The organism is Candidatus Endolissoclinum faulkneri L5, from assembly GCF_000510265.1.
Classification (GTDB): Bacteria; Pseudomonadota; Alphaproteobacteria; order Thalassobaculales; family Thalassobaculaceae; genus Thalassobaculum; species Thalassobaculum faulkneri_A.
The window spans coordinates 13,503-34,704 of the sequence record NZ_CP006745.1 but is presented as its reverse complement, the minus strand read 5'-3'; the positions used below and the strand labels follow the sequence as shown (position 1 = coordinate 34,704).

General features: G+C 32.3%; 14 protein-coding genes and 1 tRNA gene. 6 read left to right on the top strand and 9 right to left on the bottom strand.

The features are described from left to right. Positions 1-165: 165 nt before the first annotated feature. From P856_RS00125 to ychF, 4 genes are all read left to right on the top strand, one after another. On the top strand, positions 166-1,101 hold the full coding sequence (locus P856_RS00125; protein WP_025300163.1) for a ribose-phosphate pyrophosphokinase: 936 nt from the start codon (positions 166-168) through the stop codon (positions 1,099-1,101). Between the two features lie 119 nt (positions 1,102-1,220). After that, on the top strand, positions 1,221-1,838 hold the full coding sequence (locus tag P856_RS00120; RefSeq protein ID WP_025300162.1) for a 50S ribosomal protein L25/general stress protein Ctc: 618 nt from the start codon (positions 1,221-1,223) through the stop codon (positions 1,836-1,838). Positions 1,839-1,947: 109 nt separating this feature from the next. Further along, positions 1,948-2,565 carry an aminoacyl-tRNA hydrolase gene (gene pth / locus P856_RS00115; protein WP_052323017.1) on the top strand — a complete coding sequence of 206 codons (618 nt, stop codon included), beginning with the start codon at positions 1,948-1,950 and terminating at the stop codon, positions 2,563-2,565. Positions 2,566-2,614: 49 nt separating this feature from the next. Further along, positions 2,615-3,718 carry a redox-regulated ATPase YchF gene (gene ychF, locus P856_RS00110; protein WP_025300160.1) on the top strand — a complete coding sequence of 368 codons (1,104 nt, stop codon included), beginning with the start codon at positions 2,615-2,617 and terminating at the stop codon, positions 3,716-3,718. Between the two features lie 448 nt (positions 3,719-4,166). Here ychF and P856_RS00105 read toward each other — a convergent pair. The 8 genes from P856_RS00105 to murJ form a co-directional block, all read right to left on the bottom strand. Further along, positions 4,167-4,258 (bottom strand) — tRNA-Ser (locus P856_RS00105). 849 nt (positions 4,259-5,107) lie between these two features. Next, positions 5,108-5,767: an imidazole glycerol phosphate synthase subunit HisH gene (hisH, locus tag P856_RS00100; RefSeq protein ID WP_025300159.1), complete on the bottom strand. Its 660-nt coding sequence runs from the start codon at positions 5,765-5,767 to the stop codon at positions 5,108-5,110. An 8-nt stretch (positions 5,768-5,775) separates the two neighbouring features. Next, a complete protein-coding gene (hisB, locus tag P856_RS00095) occupies positions 5,776-6,375 on the bottom strand; it encodes an imidazoleglycerol-phosphate dehydratase HisB (RefSeq protein ID WP_025300158.1) in 600 nt (199 codons plus the stop codon). A 1,722-nt stretch (positions 6,376-8,097) separates the two neighbouring features. Beyond that, complete coding sequence (hemH, locus tag P856_RS00090) at positions 8,098-9,156, bottom strand: ferrochelatase (RefSeq protein ID WP_025300157.1); 1,059 nt, start codon at positions 9,154-9,156, stop codon at positions 8,098-8,100. A 618-nt stretch (positions 9,157-9,774) separates the two neighbouring features. Then, positions 9,775-10,251 (bottom strand): NfeD family protein, encoded by a 477-nt coding sequence (locus P856_RS00085; protein WP_044214804.1) that lies wholly within the window; start codon positions 10,249-10,251, stop codon positions 9,775-9,777. Positions 10,252-10,280: 29 nt separating this feature from the next. Further along, positions 10,281-11,264: an SPFH domain-containing protein gene (locus tag P856_RS00080; RefSeq protein WP_025300155.1), complete on the bottom strand. Its 984-nt coding sequence runs from the start codon at positions 11,262-11,264 to the stop codon at positions 10,281-10,283. A gap of 1,535 nt (positions 11,265-12,799) precedes the next feature. Next, on the bottom strand, positions 12,800-13,804 hold the full coding sequence (gene trpS / locus P856_RS00075; RefSeq protein ID WP_025300154.1) for a tryptophan--tRNA ligase: 1,005 nt from the start codon (positions 13,802-13,804) through the stop codon (positions 12,800-12,802). A gap of 1,340 nt (positions 13,805-15,144) precedes the next feature. Next, the gene (gene murJ, locus P856_RS00070) at positions 15,145-16,692 is read right to left on the bottom strand and encodes a murein biosynthesis integral membrane protein MurJ (RefSeq protein WP_025300153.1); all 1,548 of its coding nucleotides are present in this window, start codon (positions 16,690-16,692) and stop codon (positions 15,145-15,147) included. A 547-nt stretch (positions 16,693-17,239) separates the two neighbouring features. On the opposite strand from murJ, the gene P856_RS00065 reads away from it, so the two are divergent. Both P856_RS00065 and P856_RS00060 read left to right on the top strand, forming a co-directional pair. After that, positions 17,240-17,455 carry a Trm112 family protein gene (locus P856_RS00065; protein ID WP_044214802.1) on the top strand — a complete coding sequence of 72 codons (216 nt, stop codon included), beginning with the start codon at positions 17,240-17,242 and terminating at the stop codon, positions 17,453-17,455. 687 nt (positions 17,456-18,142) lie between these two features. Continuing rightward, the gene (locus tag P856_RS00060; RefSeq protein WP_025300151.1) at positions 18,143-19,345 is read left to right on the top strand and encodes a UbiH/UbiF/VisC/COQ6 family ubiquinone biosynthesis hydroxylase; all 1,203 of its coding nucleotides are present in this window, start codon (positions 18,143-18,145) and stop codon (positions 19,343-19,345) included. Positions 19,346-20,735: 1,390 nt separating this feature from the next. Here the strand turns inward: P856_RS00060 and rnhA are convergent. After that, complete coding sequence (rnhA, locus tag P856_RS00055; RefSeq protein ID WP_025300150.1) at positions 20,736-21,173, bottom strand: ribonuclease HI; 438 nt, start codon at positions 21,171-21,173, stop codon at positions 20,736-20,738. Positions 21,174-21,202: the final 29 nt, after the last annotated feature.

The window sequence follows — 21,202 nt, the reverse complement described above, 5'->3', positions numbered from 1 at the left end:
TAAATAGTTTAACAAATCAATTATTATTCTTACAAAAAAAATTAAAATGCTAGTTTAATAAAAACTTAAACCAGTATAGATAATAAAATTATTATCTATACTAGAACTTTTTAACCTTATGGTTGTTTGTTTGTTATTTTGGGTGATTTCATGTCTAAATCTTCTATGAAAATCTTAGCCTGTAACTCTAATCTACCACTAGCTGAAGCAATTTCTGTTTATTTAAATCTACCTTTAATTAAAGCTAACATATTACGCTTCCCCGATATGGAAGTTTTTGTTGAAATTCAAGAGAATATACGTGGTAAGGATGTATTTGTAATACAGTCTACTAGTTATCCAGCTAATGATAACTTAATGGAATTGTTAGTTACTTTAGACGCTTTGCGCCGTAGCTCAGCTCGTCGTATCACTTCAGTCATTCCTTATTATGGTTACGCCCGTCAAGATCGCAAGTCTGGTTCTCGTACACCTATCTCAGCTAAACTAGTTGCAAACCTTATTACTAGAGCGGGCTCTGATCGCATCCTCACTATCGACCTACATGCTGGGCAAATACAAGGCTTCTTTGATATCCCAACAGATAATCTATTCGCAGCTCCAGTATTTATCGATAACATTAAGACACGCTACGAAAAGAATGATCCTTTAATCGTCGTATCTCCAGATGTCGGTGGTGTGGTACGTGCGCGCGCAATCGCTCAACAAATCCATGCAGATCTTGCTATTATAGACAAACGCCGCGAACGCGCTGGCATATCTGAGGTTATACAGATTATAGGGAAAGTGAATAATCGCCGCTGCCTACTGGTTGATGACATTGTCGATAGCGGTTGCACACTTTGCAAAGCGGCAGAAGCGCTAATGGATGCAGGTGCAATCTCCGTCGACGCGTACATTACTCATGGTGTGCTGTCTGGTGGTGCTATAGCACGCGTAACATCATCACCACTAAGATCTCTTCTCACCACAGATTCTATACAAGCTACTGAAGTAATTCGAGTAACGCAAAACATACGCCAATTGACAATTGCTCCACTGCTTGGTGAAGCAATCCATCGTATTAGCGAAGAACGCTCAGTATCCAGCTTATTCAAGTAGTATGAAGTCGTTGACCACCTAAAATTCTATGGCAATAGAAGAATAATTTTTATAAATTTAATTTTAGTTTTAGCGTGCTTTATTTAGAAATTGAATTCTTTTACTTAGAGGAACAGCAAATGAGAAAAGTAGCCATTTTAAATGCTAGCTTACGAGAAAGAGTCGGTACAGGATCAGCTCGTGCAGCACGTCGCCAAGGATTTGTACCAGCTATTATTTATGGTGAAAAAAAAAATCCAATTGCAGTCCAAGTGCTTCGGAAGGAGCTTGATAAAATTTTGAATAAGCCTGGATTTTTTTCGCGCTTGATTTGCTTAAAAGTTGGTGCAGAAGATTATCGTGTTTTGCTACGTGATCTGCAAAGACATCCAGTCAGCGATTTGCCATGGAATATAGATTTTTTACGCGTCTCAGCTACCGCTGTTCTAACAGTTGCAGTGCCGATAGAATTTATCAATAAAAACATATCTCCTGGTATAAAAAGTGGTGGAGTGCTAAACATTACGCGCCATTCAATTGAAGTTTGCTGCCAGGCAGAAAATATCCCAGATAAGCTTACCGTTGACTTAGGTAATGTTAAACTTGGTGATTCTATACATATTTCCTTAATTTCTCTCCCTAATAACGTAAAGCACACGATCAACGATCCCTACTTTAGCATCGCAACCATTGTTCCACCAATCTTACTCACTGATATTAATGTAGAAGATCTTCAAGAAGAAAATAAAAAAAGCTAAATTGGACTCTCCTAGTAAGATAAAAATTTACAGACATATGCCCATAATCATCAATCATTGACAAGAATGTTTAGTCTATCGTATACAATTTATACCATGTATTTAAAATATGCTATTAACAATGATGCTATTTGTAGGTTTAGGCAATCCTGGTTTACAGTTTCAGTGCAATCGCCATAACATTGGGTTTATGGTAATTGACAAGATTTTCGATCTCTATCACTTTAGTCCATGGGAAACGCATTACCCAAGTATTATCAGCGAAGGTATAATTGCCGGTAAACAGATAATAATTTTAAAACCAATGACATTTATGAATCAAAGCGGCTATTCACTTAGCAAGGCTGTTAGGTACTTTAATTTATTTTCAGAGGACGTTTCAGTTTTTTATGACGAATTAGATTTATCCCCAGGAAAAGTACGACTAAAGCGCGGAGGTGGCAGCGGCGGGCACAAGGGCATTAGTAATATAAATCAGCACATTAAAAACAACTATCGCCGAATTCGGCTTGGTATTGGACATCCTGGTGATAAGAACAAAGTTAACAATTATGTTTTATCGAACTTCTCCAAAGAAGAAAAAAATGCCTGGTTAACTACCCTTGTTGATACTGTGGCTAATGAAATAGACATGCTTATGCGTGATGAAGAAATTAACTTTATGAATAAAGTCTCTAATGCAGTATTTTCTCGGCTAATAAAGCTAACTGATTTTAGAATCAAGTAAGTTAGTAATTAACCAAAAAGACATTTGATTTAATAAATTGAGCATAAAAATGGGATTTAGCTGTGGCATAATTGGATTGCCAAATGTTGGTAAGTCAACGCTGTTTAATGCGCTAACCTCCACTGCTGCTGCAGAAGTTGCAAATTACCCATTCTGTACGATCAAACCTAACACAGCTAGCATAGCCATAAGCGACCCACGTTTAGATATCCTGGCTAATATTGCAAATTCTTCTAAAATTTTACCTGCCAGGGTTGAATTTATTGACATAGCTGGGTTAGTCAAAGGTGCTTTTCGTGGTGCAGGTCTTGGCAACCAGTTTCTTGATAATATTCGTAATACTCATGCGATTATTCACGTACTGCGATGTTTTGAAGGTGAAATTACTCATGTTGATGGATCAGTTGATCCTATTCGGGATGCAGAAATAGTGAACACTGAGCTAATGCTAGCTGATCTAAACAACCTGGAAAAACGCATTTTAATACTTGAATCTGCCATGCGAAGCAAAGATAAGAATAGTATTCAAATGATGGCACTTATGCAAAAATTGCTCAATATCATCCGTGAGGGAAAAGCAATTAGATCAATCCTTTCCACACTAAACAATGAAGAAAGCATCCTCCTTAAACAATTGCAGCTTCTTACTGCTAAGCCAATGCTTTACTTATGTAATGTAGAAGAGGATAATGCTGTATCTGGTAATCTACTATCGACTAGAATGGCAGATAAGGCTGCAGATGAAAATGTTAAATCTCTCGTAATTTCGGCTGCTATTGAAGCGGAGATTGCACAGATCTCTAATGCAGAGGAAAAAAAAGACTTTTTATATAGTCTAAATCTCGATGAATTTCGTTTAACTAAGGTAATTCGCAGTTGTTATAAGCTGTTAAATTTGCTAACATTCTTTACGGTAGGATCTAAAGAAGTACGTGCATGGACTCTAAGACAAGGTACTAATGTATCAGAAGCAGCTGGTAAAATTCATAGCGATTTCCGGCGTGGTTTTATCCGTGCAGAAACAATATCTTTCGCTGACTTCGTAGAAACAGGTGGAGAACGAGCGGCTAAAGAAGCAGGAAAAATGCGAATTGAAGGTTTTGAATACATCGTACAAGAAGGGGATATATTTTATTTTCGGTTTAATATATGAGTAAAGGCTTATGCGCTAATAAACAACAAGAATACAGCATATAGTATAAAATACTTCCTTCAGATTATTTCAATCGAAACTTATGGCAGATTTGCTGTTTACGCAAAACAATTATGATGATTTTATATTGTTTGAATCTACAATTATGCTTAACTTAAAATATAGTTTGATCTATTATCCTTATTTTTATTACAATAGATCAATTTCAATTTTAGTTGAAATCAATATTTAGTATTGGAGACAGTGTTGAGAAATATCTTCTAGTTTATTTTAAAATATAATCAAAAAATAAACAAATTGCCTAAAACTATATTATATGCTGTATTATCAATGATGCTATACATCAACCATTGCTATTAGAATAAATCTAATAGCAATGGTTGATGTATAGCATGAAACAATCTAAAATCAAAACAAAAAGATTTATTAGTATACAACCCATCAAAGATGGCGGAGGGGATGGGATTCGAACCCACGTTAGGAGTTAAATCCTAAAACGGTTTAGCAAACCGTCGCCTTCAGCCTCTCGGCCACCCCTCCAATCGAGGGTGGAATATACCTGACAAGGATATTATCTAAATAATTATCAGCCTTATTAATTAGTTTATCTAGACTGCAAATGCAATTACGATAACTTAATTAAAATCCATCTATTATCTTACAATACAATTTAATACTAAAATAGCAAAATACAAGAATAGCTTGATTGACATAAAGCTAATAATCACCAATAAAATACTAGAAAATTTAAGTAATAATAACGCACTAAGTAATCACACCCCCTATTATTTTATTATTCTAAAAGAATAACATGTATCGTTTTTATCCTGCGTAGTCAAAGCACTTCTTAAAGTTTTACAGCTTAAAAGCCAAAATCAAGCTATGATTAAACATTATCAAGCCAAGTTAAAAGCTGTTATGTAAATCATAGATTAAATATTATATAAATAATATATCCTATGACTAATAAGTTACAGATTATTTGCTATTGTTAGAAACATTAACTAAGAATAATGCTTGCTGAATTGAGTTGCACTAAAATAGAAGCAATATAAAGGGATTATTGATCAATAGACGATATGTAATTACTTTAATAAACAAAAAAAACTATCTATTCTAGTGACAGATTAAACCAAATCATTTCACCGTTATTTCTTACTTGGATAAAATCCAAGGACCTAATTAAATTTAATAATTAAAAATAAACTAGTAATCAAATAAAAAACCATACTTTTACTTAATATGCTCTAAATATGCTAATCGTAATAATTATTGAATTTCTGCTATAACTTTTATATAATTTTCAAAGCTAGCAAATCATTCTATGAATTACCAAATTCAGCATATTAATATATTGATTAAATATTATAAACCACATAAAATTATCTTTTATGGAGACCATTTGATAAAGTTAGCGAGAAGACGTAGCCCAATTACCTGGCTTTTTTCCGGATGAAACTGCGTCCCGATCATGTTGTTCCGGCCAACAATTGCAGATACAGGGCCCCCATAATGAGTAATTGCAAGCTGCTGATCAGCAGCTTGCAGGCTTATAGCATAAGAGTGAAGAAAATATGCATGATCTCCATCTCTTAACCCTAATAGAACTGGGTGACAACTAGTACAAAATTTAAGCGCACTCCAACCCATAAATGGTAGTTTGTAAAGTTGATTTCTTTCTTCGCCTACCGGAATTATCCGATATACCTCCCCGTCAATCCATGACAATCCCTTAGTAATTGTATGTTCAAATCCAACTTTAGCCATCAGCTGCATACCCACACAAATACCAAGAAATGGTATTGCATCGTGAATTACTCGCCTCTCTAAGACATCATACAATCCATGCACTTGGTCAATCCCTGCCCTACACTCCGGAAACGCTCCTACACCAGGCAAAACAATCCGATCAGCTTTAGCAATGATATCAACATCGCTAGTCACTTGAATATTAATTAATATACCGCAATCTCGAGAAGATCGTTCAAAAGCTTTAGCTACTGAATGCAAATTACCAGCACCATAATCAATGATAGCAACAGTATGCATTAAATTCTTTAACCTATCTTTAAGTTACCCTTGGTCGATGCCAAAGAATTAGACTTGCGTAAATTAATTTCTACTGCAGCTCGCATAGCGTAAGCAAGACCTTTAAAACAAGTTTCCACTATATGATGGCTGTTTTCGCCTTTAAGATTGTCTATGTGTACAGTAGCGCCAACATTTTGCGTAAATGCTCGAAACCACTCTTTAAACAGTTCTGTATCTAAAGTACCAATTTTTTGTGTTGGTAATTTAACATTCCAAGATAAGAAAGATCGACCCGATAAGTCGATAGCTACACGAGTTAGCGCATCATCCATTGGTAATATACAATAACCATAACGAGTAATACCGCGTCGTTCCCCAAGTGCTTGAGAAACAGCAGAGCCGACTGCATAACCAGAATCCTCAATCGTATGATGATCATCAACATGTAGATCGCCACATCCATTCACAGTTAAATCAATCAAAGAATGACAAGATAGCTGCTCTAGCATGTGATCAAGTAGCCCAATTCCCGTTGACACATCATAAGACCCAGAACCTTCTAAATTTACACATACAAAAATACTGGTCTCATTTGTAATACGTTTAACTTGAGCAATTCTTTGCATTCAAAGTTATTAATTGTTTGGAATTGTTAAGAGAAAAACAATAATAAATATCCTAATTTACCTAAAAAGTAAATTAGGATATTTAAAAAAATCAACGCAACAGCATAAGTAATTTAATAAAAATTCTTATAAAATCAAATTCAACAGTTTTATTAAAAATAACCTAATTAGACACAAGCACCATTTGCTTGGTAAACAACAATCAAAACATTAATAACAGTAAAAAAATTAATGACACAACGATATACAAAACTAAACTAAAACTTCTATGTTAATTGTAATAACACTAGTAATATAGTCTATGAATTTTCTTTATTCCTATTAAGAAGCAAATGTAAATTGTATCAAAAGTCACTTGACAATTAAACTATCCCTGTTCTAGAAACTAATTGTCTTTTATAGGTGTAAATAGTTATAAGCTAGAAGTACCAATGAATAAAGTTCATTGGTTAAATAGCAAAATCATTAAATATTAACTGAATAATAAATTATAATACACAACCATTTCTGCTATTACAGATCATTAAAAATTAGTTTAGTAATTTAAATATTATTAATCTAATTTTGAGTAAAAGAAATCTTTTGATAAAATATATTAATATTTTTGAATTAATTTACGTTAATTATACGAGCAAAAAATAAATCTAATGTAAAAATAATTTGTACTTAAGTTCCAATTATCAATAAAGATTATTCAATCTAGCTTGATTATCATTAATAAGAGGATTCATTACTCGTTGCATTTATCCTCAAATTAATTAACGCTTTAATCAAACAAAGATACAAATAAAAGATAATTATATTGTTGCATATAACTAATATTAATGCTTACTTGCAGGCGCAATAAATGCAAAAATAAAACAGCTTAAATAAAAAAGCTAATCACTTAGTTAGTCATAAAATCATTCTCGTATTTTCTTAATGCAGGTTAAATTTATTTAAAAACCCAAACTACTTGTCAAAGCTATTAATTAAGTAGCTCTTACTTTATTTCAGGCTAAAGAATAAAAATATACAATGTCTGTTTATTGAAAATAAACAGACAGCAGATTATCTCTTTTTAGAAGAAGTTTATTATAGTTTTTTTAATTAAAATATAGCATCCACTAATCAATAATATATTTTGAATAACAAACATGCTCTTTCCATCTATAAACGTTGTTAGATAATTACTTAAAATTAGTGTTTCTTGAGCAATTTGCTATTAAACATTTCAATAAATAAAAAACACATGAATTTTATTCAAGTTTAGCTGAGTAAAATTCATGTGTTTTTTAGAATTAGCATCAATTAACCACCTTGTTTTATAAATAAAATACAGCGATACTATAAGTAGCTAGATGTTTACTTAATATTCCTAGCACTTATCAACCATGATATTTTTGATTTGTTCAATAAGAAAAATTGATATTAAGTATACTTAATATCATACTAAGCTTATAACGATTGTAATGTATACTAAGGTGTTTTTGCGATTTAACTAAGATCAGATTGTAACGAAAATAAAATATTTCATCAGCAAACTATATTTGTAATAAACTTCAGAGTATTACAATGTTCAAGACGAACAAGTCATTCTCTTATTCTAGCGTAATAGCAGATTTAAATACACAAAGAATCACTTAGATCCTAAAGTATCATGGTATTACTTTTAAAATTGTTTTTTATATCAATTAAAGATAAACTGATATCTAAGATATCAGTTTATCTAAGCTAATATATTTAACATTTATTCCACCAGCCGCATAATTCTCTAATAATGAGAGTTTCTAACATATTGATCGCAGCTTCACTATAATTAACACAAGGAACAACAGAAAAATGAGTACCGCCAGCTCTTTTAAAAGTTTCGCAACCCTGCATACCAATCTCCTCTAAAGTCTCAACACAATCTGCAACAAAACCTGGCATAACTACGACAAGACGTTTAAATCCATCATTGTGTGATAGAGCAGCAATGACCTCGTCGGTATAGGGTTGTAACCATTCTTCTTTGCCAAACCTGGACTGAAATGCCAGACGGAATGTATTTGTGTTTAATCCTAATCTTTCTCGCAATAAGCGCCCAGTTTTTAAACAATGACAATGATACGGATCACCAGATAGCAGATACCTTTTAGGTAATCCATGAAAAGAAGCTAGAATGACCTCAGGTTGCCAGTCTAAAGTAGATAAATGTTTTTCAATACACATAGCAATTGCTTCGACATAAGCTGGATCATCATAAAAAGCAGGTTGAGTACGAATTGCTGGCTGCCATCGCATGGTTAGTAACTCACGAGCAACTTCATCAATAACTGTTCCAGTTGTGGAAGCAGAATACTGTGGATAAAGCGGCACAATCAACATTCGATCACATCCTTCTTCCTGTAAGGCACGCATACGATCCCCGATAGAAGGTTTTCCGTAACGCATAGCCCAATCAACAATTAACGTTGTTTCTGTCGGATCAAGTCGTTGTTTTAACCTAAGTGCCCCTTTACGAGTATAATGACGTAAGGGAGATTCATTGCTTTCCTTCATCCAAATAGCGCGATAAGCTTTAGAAGTTTTCTGTGGACGTGTGCGAAGAATAAAGCAATACAAAATCATCTGCCATAAAATAGGGTTAAGTTCAATTACACGACGATCTGACAAAAATTGAGCTAAATAGCGGCGCACATCAATGATGTCAGTTGATTCTGGAGTACCAAGATTAACTAATAGAACCCCAATAAGACCTATCTTAAAAGTAGGATGATTAAGTATATCAGAAGGAGGGCAAGCAGTGCGATAACTCATTTTTCTTATTGCTTAAATAAGCAGTAATAATATTATAAATTGTTGATTTTTATAAATATTAAATAATACTGCCTATTGCCTACAGGATTCAGCCGATTTATTTAATATCTCATGCTTAAACATCTATAAGATTAAAAATATATCTACATTAGTCAGCGTCTTACTCTGATTTCAATATTAATTACAAAATAATATTACATAGATAATCAATTTATTATATCTTAGCCGAGCATTAATGCAACAAGTTCATATGTTAAAAAAATAAATTAAGATTTTTAGAATAAATTATTTGCTAAAGTTTGTATGAAATATATTTTTCTAGCAAGTTTGATCTTTATAGCCTAGCTAAACCAGACGAGGAAATAGAATAGATTGATCTATCGGATCTAAATGAAAAGGCTTATATTTATAGATTAAGTTTGTTTACTATTAATTTTATAGATTAATAATCAAAAATTAAACAAAGATAGTCTAAGATTCATAATATTAAATTGACATAAACAATTTAATATTATTTTTTTATGCTTAATAGAATTAATTCACATCAAGAAAGAGCGTAAATAAAATCAAATTAATCTATAAAATCAAAACAATCAAAGATTCTTTTGCAACATAAATTCATCGAGCCTTAAAAGATTCATCAATTACAGAAGAAAGTCGATGTACTTGTAAAGTTATACCAATAACTGCGATCACCTTAACGAATGATCCAACTTCAAGATTTTCTTCACAAGCAATTCGCCAACGTAAATCACCTACTCTAGCAGCACCAAAACCATTAATCACTGCTTCGGTTACAGTTATACGATGACCAATCAAGGAATAACCACGCTGATTTAGTTCTGCAACCGTTGCCAATTCACTACACGATCGGTGAGCAGTAGTAAAAACTCTTATTGGCCAATAAGCAAACAAAGCAAACAAAGCAAACAAAGCAACCTGATAAGAAAAAATCATATCAACTGCAGACAGAACAAACCCTAGAACAAGACCTGACAAACCAAACCATAAAAGTAAACTACCTGGCAGAAGCATCTCTAAAGCCATTAGCAAAAAGCCTAAGGTAGTCCAATGCCACGCTTCCGGATTTATCATCGAGCACACATGATCCAAAGATTAACTACTCATTTTGGGTGGAGTTCGTTAGATATAGGAGGAGTAGCTGACAATTCAGTTCCAGTAGAAACTGTATTTAACAATTCCTTAATACCGCCAATAGAAGCAACGATTGAAGACATTTCGATAGGAACAAAGACAGTTTTTTGATTTGGTGAATTAGCAAAATTAGACAAAGCCTCAATATATTTCTGAGCGATAAAATATTTTACGGCATTAGTGCCAGTTGAACCAATTGCTTCAGCCACAAATTTAGTAGCTTCAGCTTCAGCTCTAGCTAATCTCTCTCTCGCTTCTGCTTGTCGCTGAGCAGCAACTAGTTCACCTTCAGCATTCAAAATTTCAGACTGCTTTTTACCCTCAGCGCGTTGAATAGCAGCAGCTCGATAGCCCTCCGCGTCTAATATCTGTGCTCTTTTCTCACGTTCTGCTTTCATCTGACTAGCCATTGCATCTAGCAAATCCTTGGGTGGAGCAATATCTTTAATTTCTACTCTTGTTATCTTTGTCCCCCAAGGATCGGTAGCCGCATCCATCACCTTCAAAATATGACTATTAATCTCATCGCGCGAAGACAAAGCCGCATCAAGATCAGTGCTTCCGAGCACTGATCGGATGTTAGTCAGAGCTAAATTTACCAACGCTGATTCTAAATGCCTGACTTCATAAACTGCCCTACGAGCCTCTATTACTTGATAGAAAACAATAGCATCAACCCGACAAGGTGCGTTGTCTTGAGTAATTACATCTTGTTCAGGAATGTCAAGTACATTTTCCATCATATTAACTTTATTACCGATTCGACTAAACAATGGATTGATTAAACTCAGCCCTGGTTCTAAAGTATATACATACCGACCAAACCTCTCTACCGTCCACTGCTCGCCTTGCGGTACAATTCTAATACCTTTAATTACTAAAACAATAAGAACAATCGCAAAAACGATAATAGTAATCTCTTCCCCGGAGAGGAGATTGAGTATATGGTTCATAAAACCTCGCATACCTAACTATATACACAATAATTTCAATTAATTAATAACCCTTATTAATGACAAAAGCAAAACTATGAATTACAGGCATCACACCTAATTAACTATAATGAAGTTATGCTTATTATAATCATCATATAATATGGATTGCTCTTCAAGAATAAGTTTGTAGATAAGTATCGAGTAATTATGACATCTATCGAATTAATGAAAAGTTACTAAATACACACTAAGTTTTTATAAATACTAGTTTAGCTTTACTCGTGTTTATATTATCAACTATAATAAATAATATATTTGAATATTCTTTAATATCTCATATATAGCGAAATATAGCACTTCGAGGCTATTATAATTATGTAATCAAATATAATAACTTACATACAATATTGACAACGCTTTAAACTAAATAAAGATTACCGCTCCAAGCTTATACTTTAGTAATAATGTATAAATAACTTTATTTGGTCTTCATTTGTAAAAATTTTTATCAAACTACCATTAATTATCTTGAGATTGCTTACAACAAAAAGTAAACTTTAACTTGCTGATCAATATCACAATTAATATATAACTTTTATATTAACAAGCATGCTTTGTGCTATGTTTAATTAAACGTTAATTACTCGCGCAAGCAAATTAAAATAGCTTACAATTATCATTACTTGCCTGAGCTTTAAGCTTTTTATGAGTGATAGCGTTTTGATTTGAAAACCACAAATTTAATAAAATTAACTGTAGTCTAGAAACGATAAGATTATGTTGAGTAAAAAGCTAGACTGCGTAACAAAAGCTATGATATTTAATGTATTAAATGAAGCATTTAAAGCAATCAAACATTAAAGAATAAGTAAAATAATATTTTTACTCTAAAGTTCCATCTCTGTCCATTCATTATCTCATCATTAATATCCTTAACTTAATCTCATTAAGTTAATAACATCATAAGTTTGATCAAAATTAAGATAATTTATTTAGAATGTGGTATCATCTAACAAGAGAAATTTGCTACTCAGTCAAGTATTTACCATGTACACTTAAAAAATTATAGCATGCAGTTGAACTTAGTATAATAACGCAGATTTGTAATCAAGTGAATCTGATCCGATATTAACCTAAATAATTAAAACATGCTAAACTATAGCGAATATAAATGTAGAAGCAACCATAAACCAATAAAAATGACGCTTATCCATACTCAATCACTGATCAATAATATTTGACAGACTAGGGCTGTTTGTAATTTTCCTATTATTAGAGGACAAAAATCATACTCGTATTTCTCCATACTAGAAATTTATAATATATACACAGATGGTACAAGTTTACATTAGTCAGCATGGAAGATTTTGTTTGACAGATCAACATGCATGTTATACACTCAGCAATAGTGTTAAATATAAGCGTTGCTTGTACGGTCCATTAATAATAAAACAAGCTTCTTCAAAAAGAATTAAGTAAAAATAAATCTGGAATTTTATTCAAATTTAAAAATGATCAGTATATGCTAGAATCATCGAAGCAAATAGATAAAACTAAGTAGATAAAAAACCAATAGTATCATAAACTTCCCTAACAATTGGTTTGGAAAGTGCGCGAGCACGTACGCTCCCCTTTTCAAGTACATTATCTATATAATCAGTATTAGACATAAGCCTACTTATTTCCAGGCCTATCGGTCTTATCACCTCTATTGCTAATTCAGTTAGGTCCTGCTTCAACCGGCCAAAACCACACCCACCATATTCTAATATGGCTGCATCCAAGCTTTTGTTTGATAGAGCAGCGTAAATAGTAATCAAGTTTTGCGCCTCAGCTCTTCCAGTTAAGCCCGATGCCTCGCTTGGCAAGGAATATGAATCAGTCTTAGCTTTTTTAATCTTATAAGCAATCGTATCAACATTATCAGTTATATTAATGCGTGACATATCAGAAGAATCTGATTTACTCATTTTCTTCCTCCCATCACACAAGCTCATTATACGAAATGATTTACTTAAAATTTCTGCTTTCGGTAAAGGAAAAAACTCAGTGCCAAACTCAAAGTTATAAGAATGAGCTATATCTCTAGCAAGCTCTATGTGCTGTTTCTGGTCATCGCCAACTGGCACATGTGTAGCTTTATAGGCCAAAATATCAGCAGCCATCAGAATAGGATAACACCACAAACCAGCACTTGCGTTATCCTTACTCTTACCAACCTTATCTTTGAACTGAATCATGCGATTCAACCAACCAACTCTGGTTAAGCAGCCAAGCACCCAAGCAAGCTTTATATGCTCTTCAACTTGCGATTGGTTAAATAAAATACTGTTTTTTGGATCTATACCGGCTGATATCAAGCAAGCTGCTGTCTCCTGCGTTGATCGTTTTAATGCACCTGTATTACGCCGAACAGTAATTGCATGCTGATCAACCACACAAAAAATACAGTCACACGATGCCTCATTTTGGAGCTTTACACAGTTTTGAATAGCCCCAAGATAATTGCCTAAAGTTATATTTCCAGTCGGTTGGATACCAGAGAATATACGTTTCATAAACTAAAGCGTTACTCGCTAACAAATTCAATATACATTATAAAATAATGTATATTGAATTTGTTGACTAAATGGCAAAACTGTACTCAAAAAGCACTACTCTTAACATAATCGCTATATAACAACAAAAAAGAAAAATTTGCAATTAATCTAAGCAAATATAAGCGTAAAATTTACTGAAATTACTTATAATAATTAATCGAAAATTTTAAGGTAATTGAGATTACATTGTATTAGTTTTAAAACTGAATTTATCTCCACTCTTAACAAAAAGATACATAAGCAAAATATTAATGTTTAAATCTACATCAGCTGCACAAGACGTAAATTGCTTTTACGAATTTGTTGAACCTATTAAATCATATAAAAATTATCAATTAATCGTAATAATCTATTAATCGTAATAATCTATAATAAACTAATTAAAATGCCAATATTGATTTATATACTTACCAAAATAAACTTGATGGAGCTATATAATAGAAAATTATTATTAAAATCACTCATACAAAACAAACGGACAAAATTTTTAACTAGCTTAATAAGAAAGAAAGTAAAAACTATCTACTTAAAATGCCAATAGTTAAGAAAAATGTTTAGCAAGCTAACCGGAAATGGTTAATTGAATTGTCAACATATTAATAAATTAATTAAATGTTACTTAGTCATTCTAATTAAGCTTAGGATTTATATTAACTAAATATAAAAAATCCTCTACTATTATAAAAAAATAATAACATCAATAAGAAATACTGCGTTTATGGATTTTAGGCACAAGCAATTAAAAATACACTGATCTACAAATTACCCTTGTGCTTTCCAAATATTTATATTTAGTTTATTGGTTAATAAAATAAGCTTACTGGCTGAAAATAGTCTAATAGTACATATTAGACTTTGCGATCCTATTTGCAATCCTCGCTTACTATAATCGTATAGAAATTAATCACTTAAATTTCAGCATAACTAAAATCTCAAAGAGAATTTTTAAAGATAATTACTAAGTATAAAACTAATAATTTTTTAAAAAATTAGCCATAATAATCCCATAATAATCTATTATTATGGCGCCTAAGAAGATTAGCAGCTTCCCTAGTATAGTAATAAAATATCAATAAAATTATGACTCTATCGATATTAAACCAAATATATAAATTAAAGATAGTTTATTAGCGCGTACAACTAAGTAGTGCAATGTTTATACTAATTATTCACCCATGAGTGGTGATTAATGATATAGGCTAACTTTATGAAAAAATTTAGATAAAAATTAATATTATTGTACTTACTTAAAGTAAACACTCTTGCTCGATAACAAGCATGGCACAAAATAAGTCATATTATCTGCAATTACGCCATATAAGAGAATAATTTCTTATATAGATTATATGCATCATCAGACAAAGGATAATATATATTACGGTACCAGATAGAAATAAACTGATAATAGCTATGGCCTGCTCAAGTTTAGTGCCAATAAGTAGATGATCAATTTTGTTTATCAAAAAACTAACTATAGAAGCAGTCGTCACAGATGATAGTAATATTTGCAGCGTCCTAACAAACAAACACTTATCTATCAAAATGTGTCTACGCCTATAAAGCAAAGTAGCAAGCATAATCACGTTTATCCAGGAAGATATTACGCTCGCAAGAGCAATGCTAATTTGATTAAATATTCGTATAAACATAATGTTACAAAAAACATTAACAAATGTAATCGCAATTCCGATCCTAACAGGAGTAGAAGTATCTTGACGAGCAAAAAAACCTGGTTGAAGTATTTTGATTAGTACGAAAGCAGGTAAACCAGCCACATAAATCGCAAGAATGCTAGCAGTTTTATCGCTATCCACGACTGAAAAAGCACCACGTTGAAATAGTAAAGCTATTAATGGATCAGCGAGCAAATAGAGAAACATAGCGACGGGTACAGTCAAGAGTAGTCCAACTTCTATGGCTTTATTCTGAGTTAGCAAAGCTCCCCGGGTGTTCTCGGTACGTACCTGGCGAGCCAGCATAGGCAATATGGCGGTACCAATCGCTACACCAACAACGCCCAAAGGAAGCTGCATAACTCGATCTGCGTAATAGATGTAAGAAATGGAACCAGTTGGTAATAATGAAGCTAGCCAGATGCCAATAAAAGCGTTTAATTGGACTATACCCGCACCAAGAGCAGCTGGTATAATCAATACTAATAATCGCTTTACCTCAGGCGTCAAGCGCGGAAGCAACAATGGTGGTAATATACTCTCTCGATGACAGGCTAGAGCTAAAAAAAATGCTTGGACAAAACCAGCAATCGTAACAGACCAAGCCAATGAATGGTTTGGCGTTTCCAAAATTCCAGGCGGAAATATTAGGGAAGCTATCATAATTAGATTTAGTAGTATAGGTGCTGCTGCCATCACTGAAAATTTACCTATACTGTTCAACATCCCACCCCACAAGGCCACAAGTGAAATTAACAGCAAATAAGGAAAAATGATTTTAGTTAATTCGATGGCCATGCCACAACGATTATCATCTCCAACAAAACCAGGAGCAAGTAAAATAATCAGATTAGGCGTAGTAAATTCAGCCAATGCCAATAAAATTAAAAGAAAGAGTAGCAATATAGATTGTACTTGAGCTGCAAAGGCAATAGCTAATTGGTTGTTTCGAGATTCAATCATTTCGGCAAACATCGGGACAAAAGCAACTGTTAAAGCACCTTCGCCAGTCAGACGACGAAAGAAATTTGGAATTTGAAAGGCTACAAAGAAAGCGTCCGCAGCCGGGCCAGCGCCTCCAATAGAAGCGATTAGCATGTCGCGCAAAAAACCTGTTGCTCTGCTTATCATGGTATAGCCAGCAACAGCAACAACATTTCGTGCAAAATTCATAAGTAGTAGATAATTCTACAATTAAGATTATACAAATAATGCTAAATTCTTTTACATATTAATTTGTTAAATTAACAATCCTGAATTAATGCATTAAATTATGTACTATAATACAAATCTATGAGATTATTTAATAATCTATAACTTTATAGAGAGATTTTTAATAATCTATAACTTTATAGAATAAAAATTAAAAATTTATCGAGTATATTTTGATTCAAGGATATTTAGTAAATAAAAAATTTTTACGAGTGATGCGTTTATAAATATTGTAAAGATTACACTACAATGGCCATGCTTTTCCGCAAAAGGGTATGGCTTCTGATTGGACTAAAGTTATAATATTTATCTACTTAAAGTTTCTCGATAATATATGTATTCTGAATACATAAACATATTTTTAATTAATGACATAATAATTAATTAATGACATAATAATTTAATTAAACTATGTCAAAAGAAAATTATTACGAATTATCATAGTAAACATGACCTATGGTAATTAACTACGTTATAGTTGCTGTGTAGTTTTTGAGGGGAGAAATTTATGCAAAACTCAGATATGCCAGTATCAATCAATGAATACGATACCATAGAACTTGATCACAAGCTATTAGATATTCTTGTATGCCCTGTCACAAAACGAGCTTTAGTATATGATAAAGCAAAGCAAGAACTCATAAGCGAACATGCAGGCCTTGCCTTTCCAATTCGGAATGGTATTCCAATTATGCTAGTAGAAGATGCAAGAAAGATTATATGATATAAAAATTAAAATGATCACTTTTTATAATCAAAAAAAACAAATAATCAGATTTTGATCTAGAGTTATCTTAAGAAGATGTGAATATATCTACGAGTATATTTTAGTTAATTAATCTCATAACAAAGTAGCCTTATTGCTCATAATTAATTATTGATTAGATTAAAAAATAAATAATAAAAGTGCATTTAGATCTTAAAGTTACTTACTAGTTAAGTTAAAGTTTTGCAATAGCAAAATTATACCTTTTCTCTATAAAGAATACACATATAACCAATTTGGGATTATAAATTGATTATTGATAGAATATCACTTAATTTTTAATTAATTTGAAAAGTTAATTATAACAATAAATGTAAATAATTTGTTGTTTGATTTTTATAATAATAGAAATTTAAATTTCAAAGAAATAAAACTATTTTCGAAATAATTAAAGAAATAATCAAGTTGAAGTTATTTGCTTTGAGGATCGCGGCAAAGTTAAACCATCGATGAAAGTTATAGACCAGAATACTGGTAATAATCTATCAACTAATATTAAATAATAATTTATAGTCTATGCAAGAAATAGAAGCTCGGCTTAGATGTTTAATTTTAAGAGAAAAATTTTTTTTGAAAGCTTACATGTAACTTTATCTTATAGAAACAGTCATGAATTGCTATTTAAGCAACCAAAATTAATAAACTATGGATATAACTATTGTTGGAGCTGGGTTGTCCGGGCTAACTTTGGCTTTAGCTTTAGCTAAAGCCGGATTGCCTAGCTTGCTAGTTGACAAAATTAATCCATACGAAGCTCTAGCAAGCAAAAACGACATACGTACCACAGCTATCTCTTTATCTTCACGACGCTTATTCACTGTACTAGACGTATGGCAAAAGATCGCCGATAGTGCTTACCCTATATATGATATATTGGTTTCTGAAGCGGGATCGAGCAGTACTCTACATTACGATTACCGTACTATCGGCTCCGAACCAATGGGTCATATCGTTAATAATAGCACTCTAAAAGAATCGTTATTAACTCAATTAGAAAACCACTCAAGTTTTGTGAGTTTTGTTGATAACCGATCAGTTATAGCATTAGAGATAAAAAAAGAACAAGTGTTACTCACCCTTGAGGGCGGGAAAGTCATTGCATCTAAGCTTGTAATTGCTGCAGACGGACGTAATTCACGAGTAAGAACTTTAGCCGAGATAAGATATACCACTTTGGATTACCATCAAAGCGCCATAGTGGATACCATCCAACATTCAAAAAGACATCATAATGTAGCATACGAACGTTTCCTTCCAGGTGGCCCTTTAGCCTTGCTGCCGTTACAAGAAAATCACTCTGCTATGGTTTGGTCTGAGCGTAATGCCGTAGCTGAAAAAATTGCTAATCTAGATGATGAATTTTTTTCTTTGGCGCTAAAAGAGCGATTAGGTGATTCTAGAGGAATTTTAAAGTCAATAGGACCCAGAGCTGTATATCCGCTAGCAATAACTATAGCGCAGTCAGGAATTTCCAAAAGATTAGCGCTCATTGGTGATTCATTCCATTGTTTACATCCTATAGCAGGCCAAGGCTTCAACATAAGCGTACGAGATATTGCTGTAATCGCAGAAGTAATTGTGGATGCAGCAAGGTTAGGACTAGACATCGGTAGCATTCCAGTTCTAGAAAAATACCAGCGTAATCGACGAATTGACATTATGAGCATGGGAGCTGCCACTGATTTATTAACTCGGCTATTCTCTAATGATTTTATTCCATTAAAAAGAATTCGTTGTTTTGGATTGTCTGCTATGAATCATATTAAACCACTAAAAAATATTACTATGTTGCATGCTATGGGTATCATTAGTACCCTCCCTAGGCTACTAAATGGAAAGGAGCTATAAAAACAACTGTTATTATAGATGATCAAATTAAGGCTCAGAAAAATTAATCTCAGAATTAATTCTACCAAAAGTATTGTTAATTAGTAACAATACTTTTATAAAGCGAGATTTTATTCTCATATTGATCTCATATATTATATTGACAAAGTTCATGCTCCACTAACATAAAATAAAAAGTAGCTTTGAAAATATTAGTAAATAATTAGATAAAATTAGCCTAAATATACAAATGAATATAATCTCAACCATAAAAAACAAATGAGTCACATAATGGTTAAGATATACATTAGTAATTAAATTTTTATTTTATGCGAAATACTTTAAATAATAAAGCAATTATACACTACAATGCAAAAGAGATAAAGCCTAATTGTTAAAATCTTAGTTAATTTTCGTTAAAAACACTAAGAATTAATTACAAATACACAAACGCTCTTTTATGATAAAGCATAACAGCATTGTTTACCGCGAGCTAATCTTTTACTTAAGTAAATATTAGTTTTTAAAAATTGACGTATTAAAATTTCATACATAGACAATTCTTCCTCTCTTCATTGCCTCAAGAAATTAATTAAAATAGTTAGTATAATTATTTTTATAGCAAGAGATGCGATATTATCCTAATCTCTTGCTAAGAATTTACAGCTAACAAACATTGTTGTTTTCTCAATATGTCATAATAAAAATTATTTAGGCTATTTATTAGCACATAGAAATTAAAAAATAATCAACTTAACTCCATACTGATAATTCATAACAATGCGATCAATTAACATTGAGGTGAAATACTTCTTCTTAGCATAGATGCTAAATGTAACCAAGGATCTTAATGAAATCACATAATTTAAGCAGCTTAAAACATATAAACTGCTATTTACGGCGATATCTACTCTTACAAAGCCATCAAATTGTAAAAAACGAGATGTATTTTCTTACATATTCATTTATTGAATTTGGTATAAAATTTGATTAATCGTATAGAAAAATCTCGTTACCCTAAAGATACTAATAAAAACGCAATAAATAAGCAAATATAACGACAAAAGAAATACTTAACTAATGCTTATACATTTTATTATAAAGATTTTTTCAAGAAAATTTTTCCTTGAATTTAAGGAGTACTCTGCATTCAAATTAGAACAAAATAAACTTTTAATTAAGATAAGATTACTAGTATACTACTAGATGTAATAAAATACTATTTTCTTCATCAGAAAAATTTTCCATCTAATATAGTGGGAAACAATCTACACAGCAAAATTCAAAATTTCCAAATAAAAAAAATAATCAATTCGTTAATTTATATTTTGTTGCACAAAATTGTTAAATTTTATTCTATTTACTATAGAAATATCAAAAACTCTGTTAAGCTTTGTTTTAAAGATTATTCCTAACTTATATCCTTTATTGCTGCACGAGCAAGCTCATCACAACGTTCGTTCTCCGTACAACCAGTATGACCCTTAACCCAATGCCATTTTATAGCGTGACGATGAACGGCAAGATCGAGCATTTCCCACAAATCACGATTTTTTACAGGTCTTTGGTTTACCGTTTTCCAACCACCAAGTTTCCAAAGATTTATCCATTTAGTAATTCCATCACGGACATAGATGCTATCTGTAGTTAGTTCTACTGCCATACACCTATTCAATGCTGCCAGAGCAGAAATTACTGCCATCAATTCCATGCGATTGTTAGTAGTTTTAACTTCAGCCCCAGATAACTCTTTTACTTTGCCCCGCCAGCGTAAAATAGCAGCCCACCCTCCTGGTCCTGGGTTGCCAATACAAGCGCCATCCGTAAACATTTCAACTTTATTCTCCATTCATTACAAGCCTCTAACGAGCAAAATAT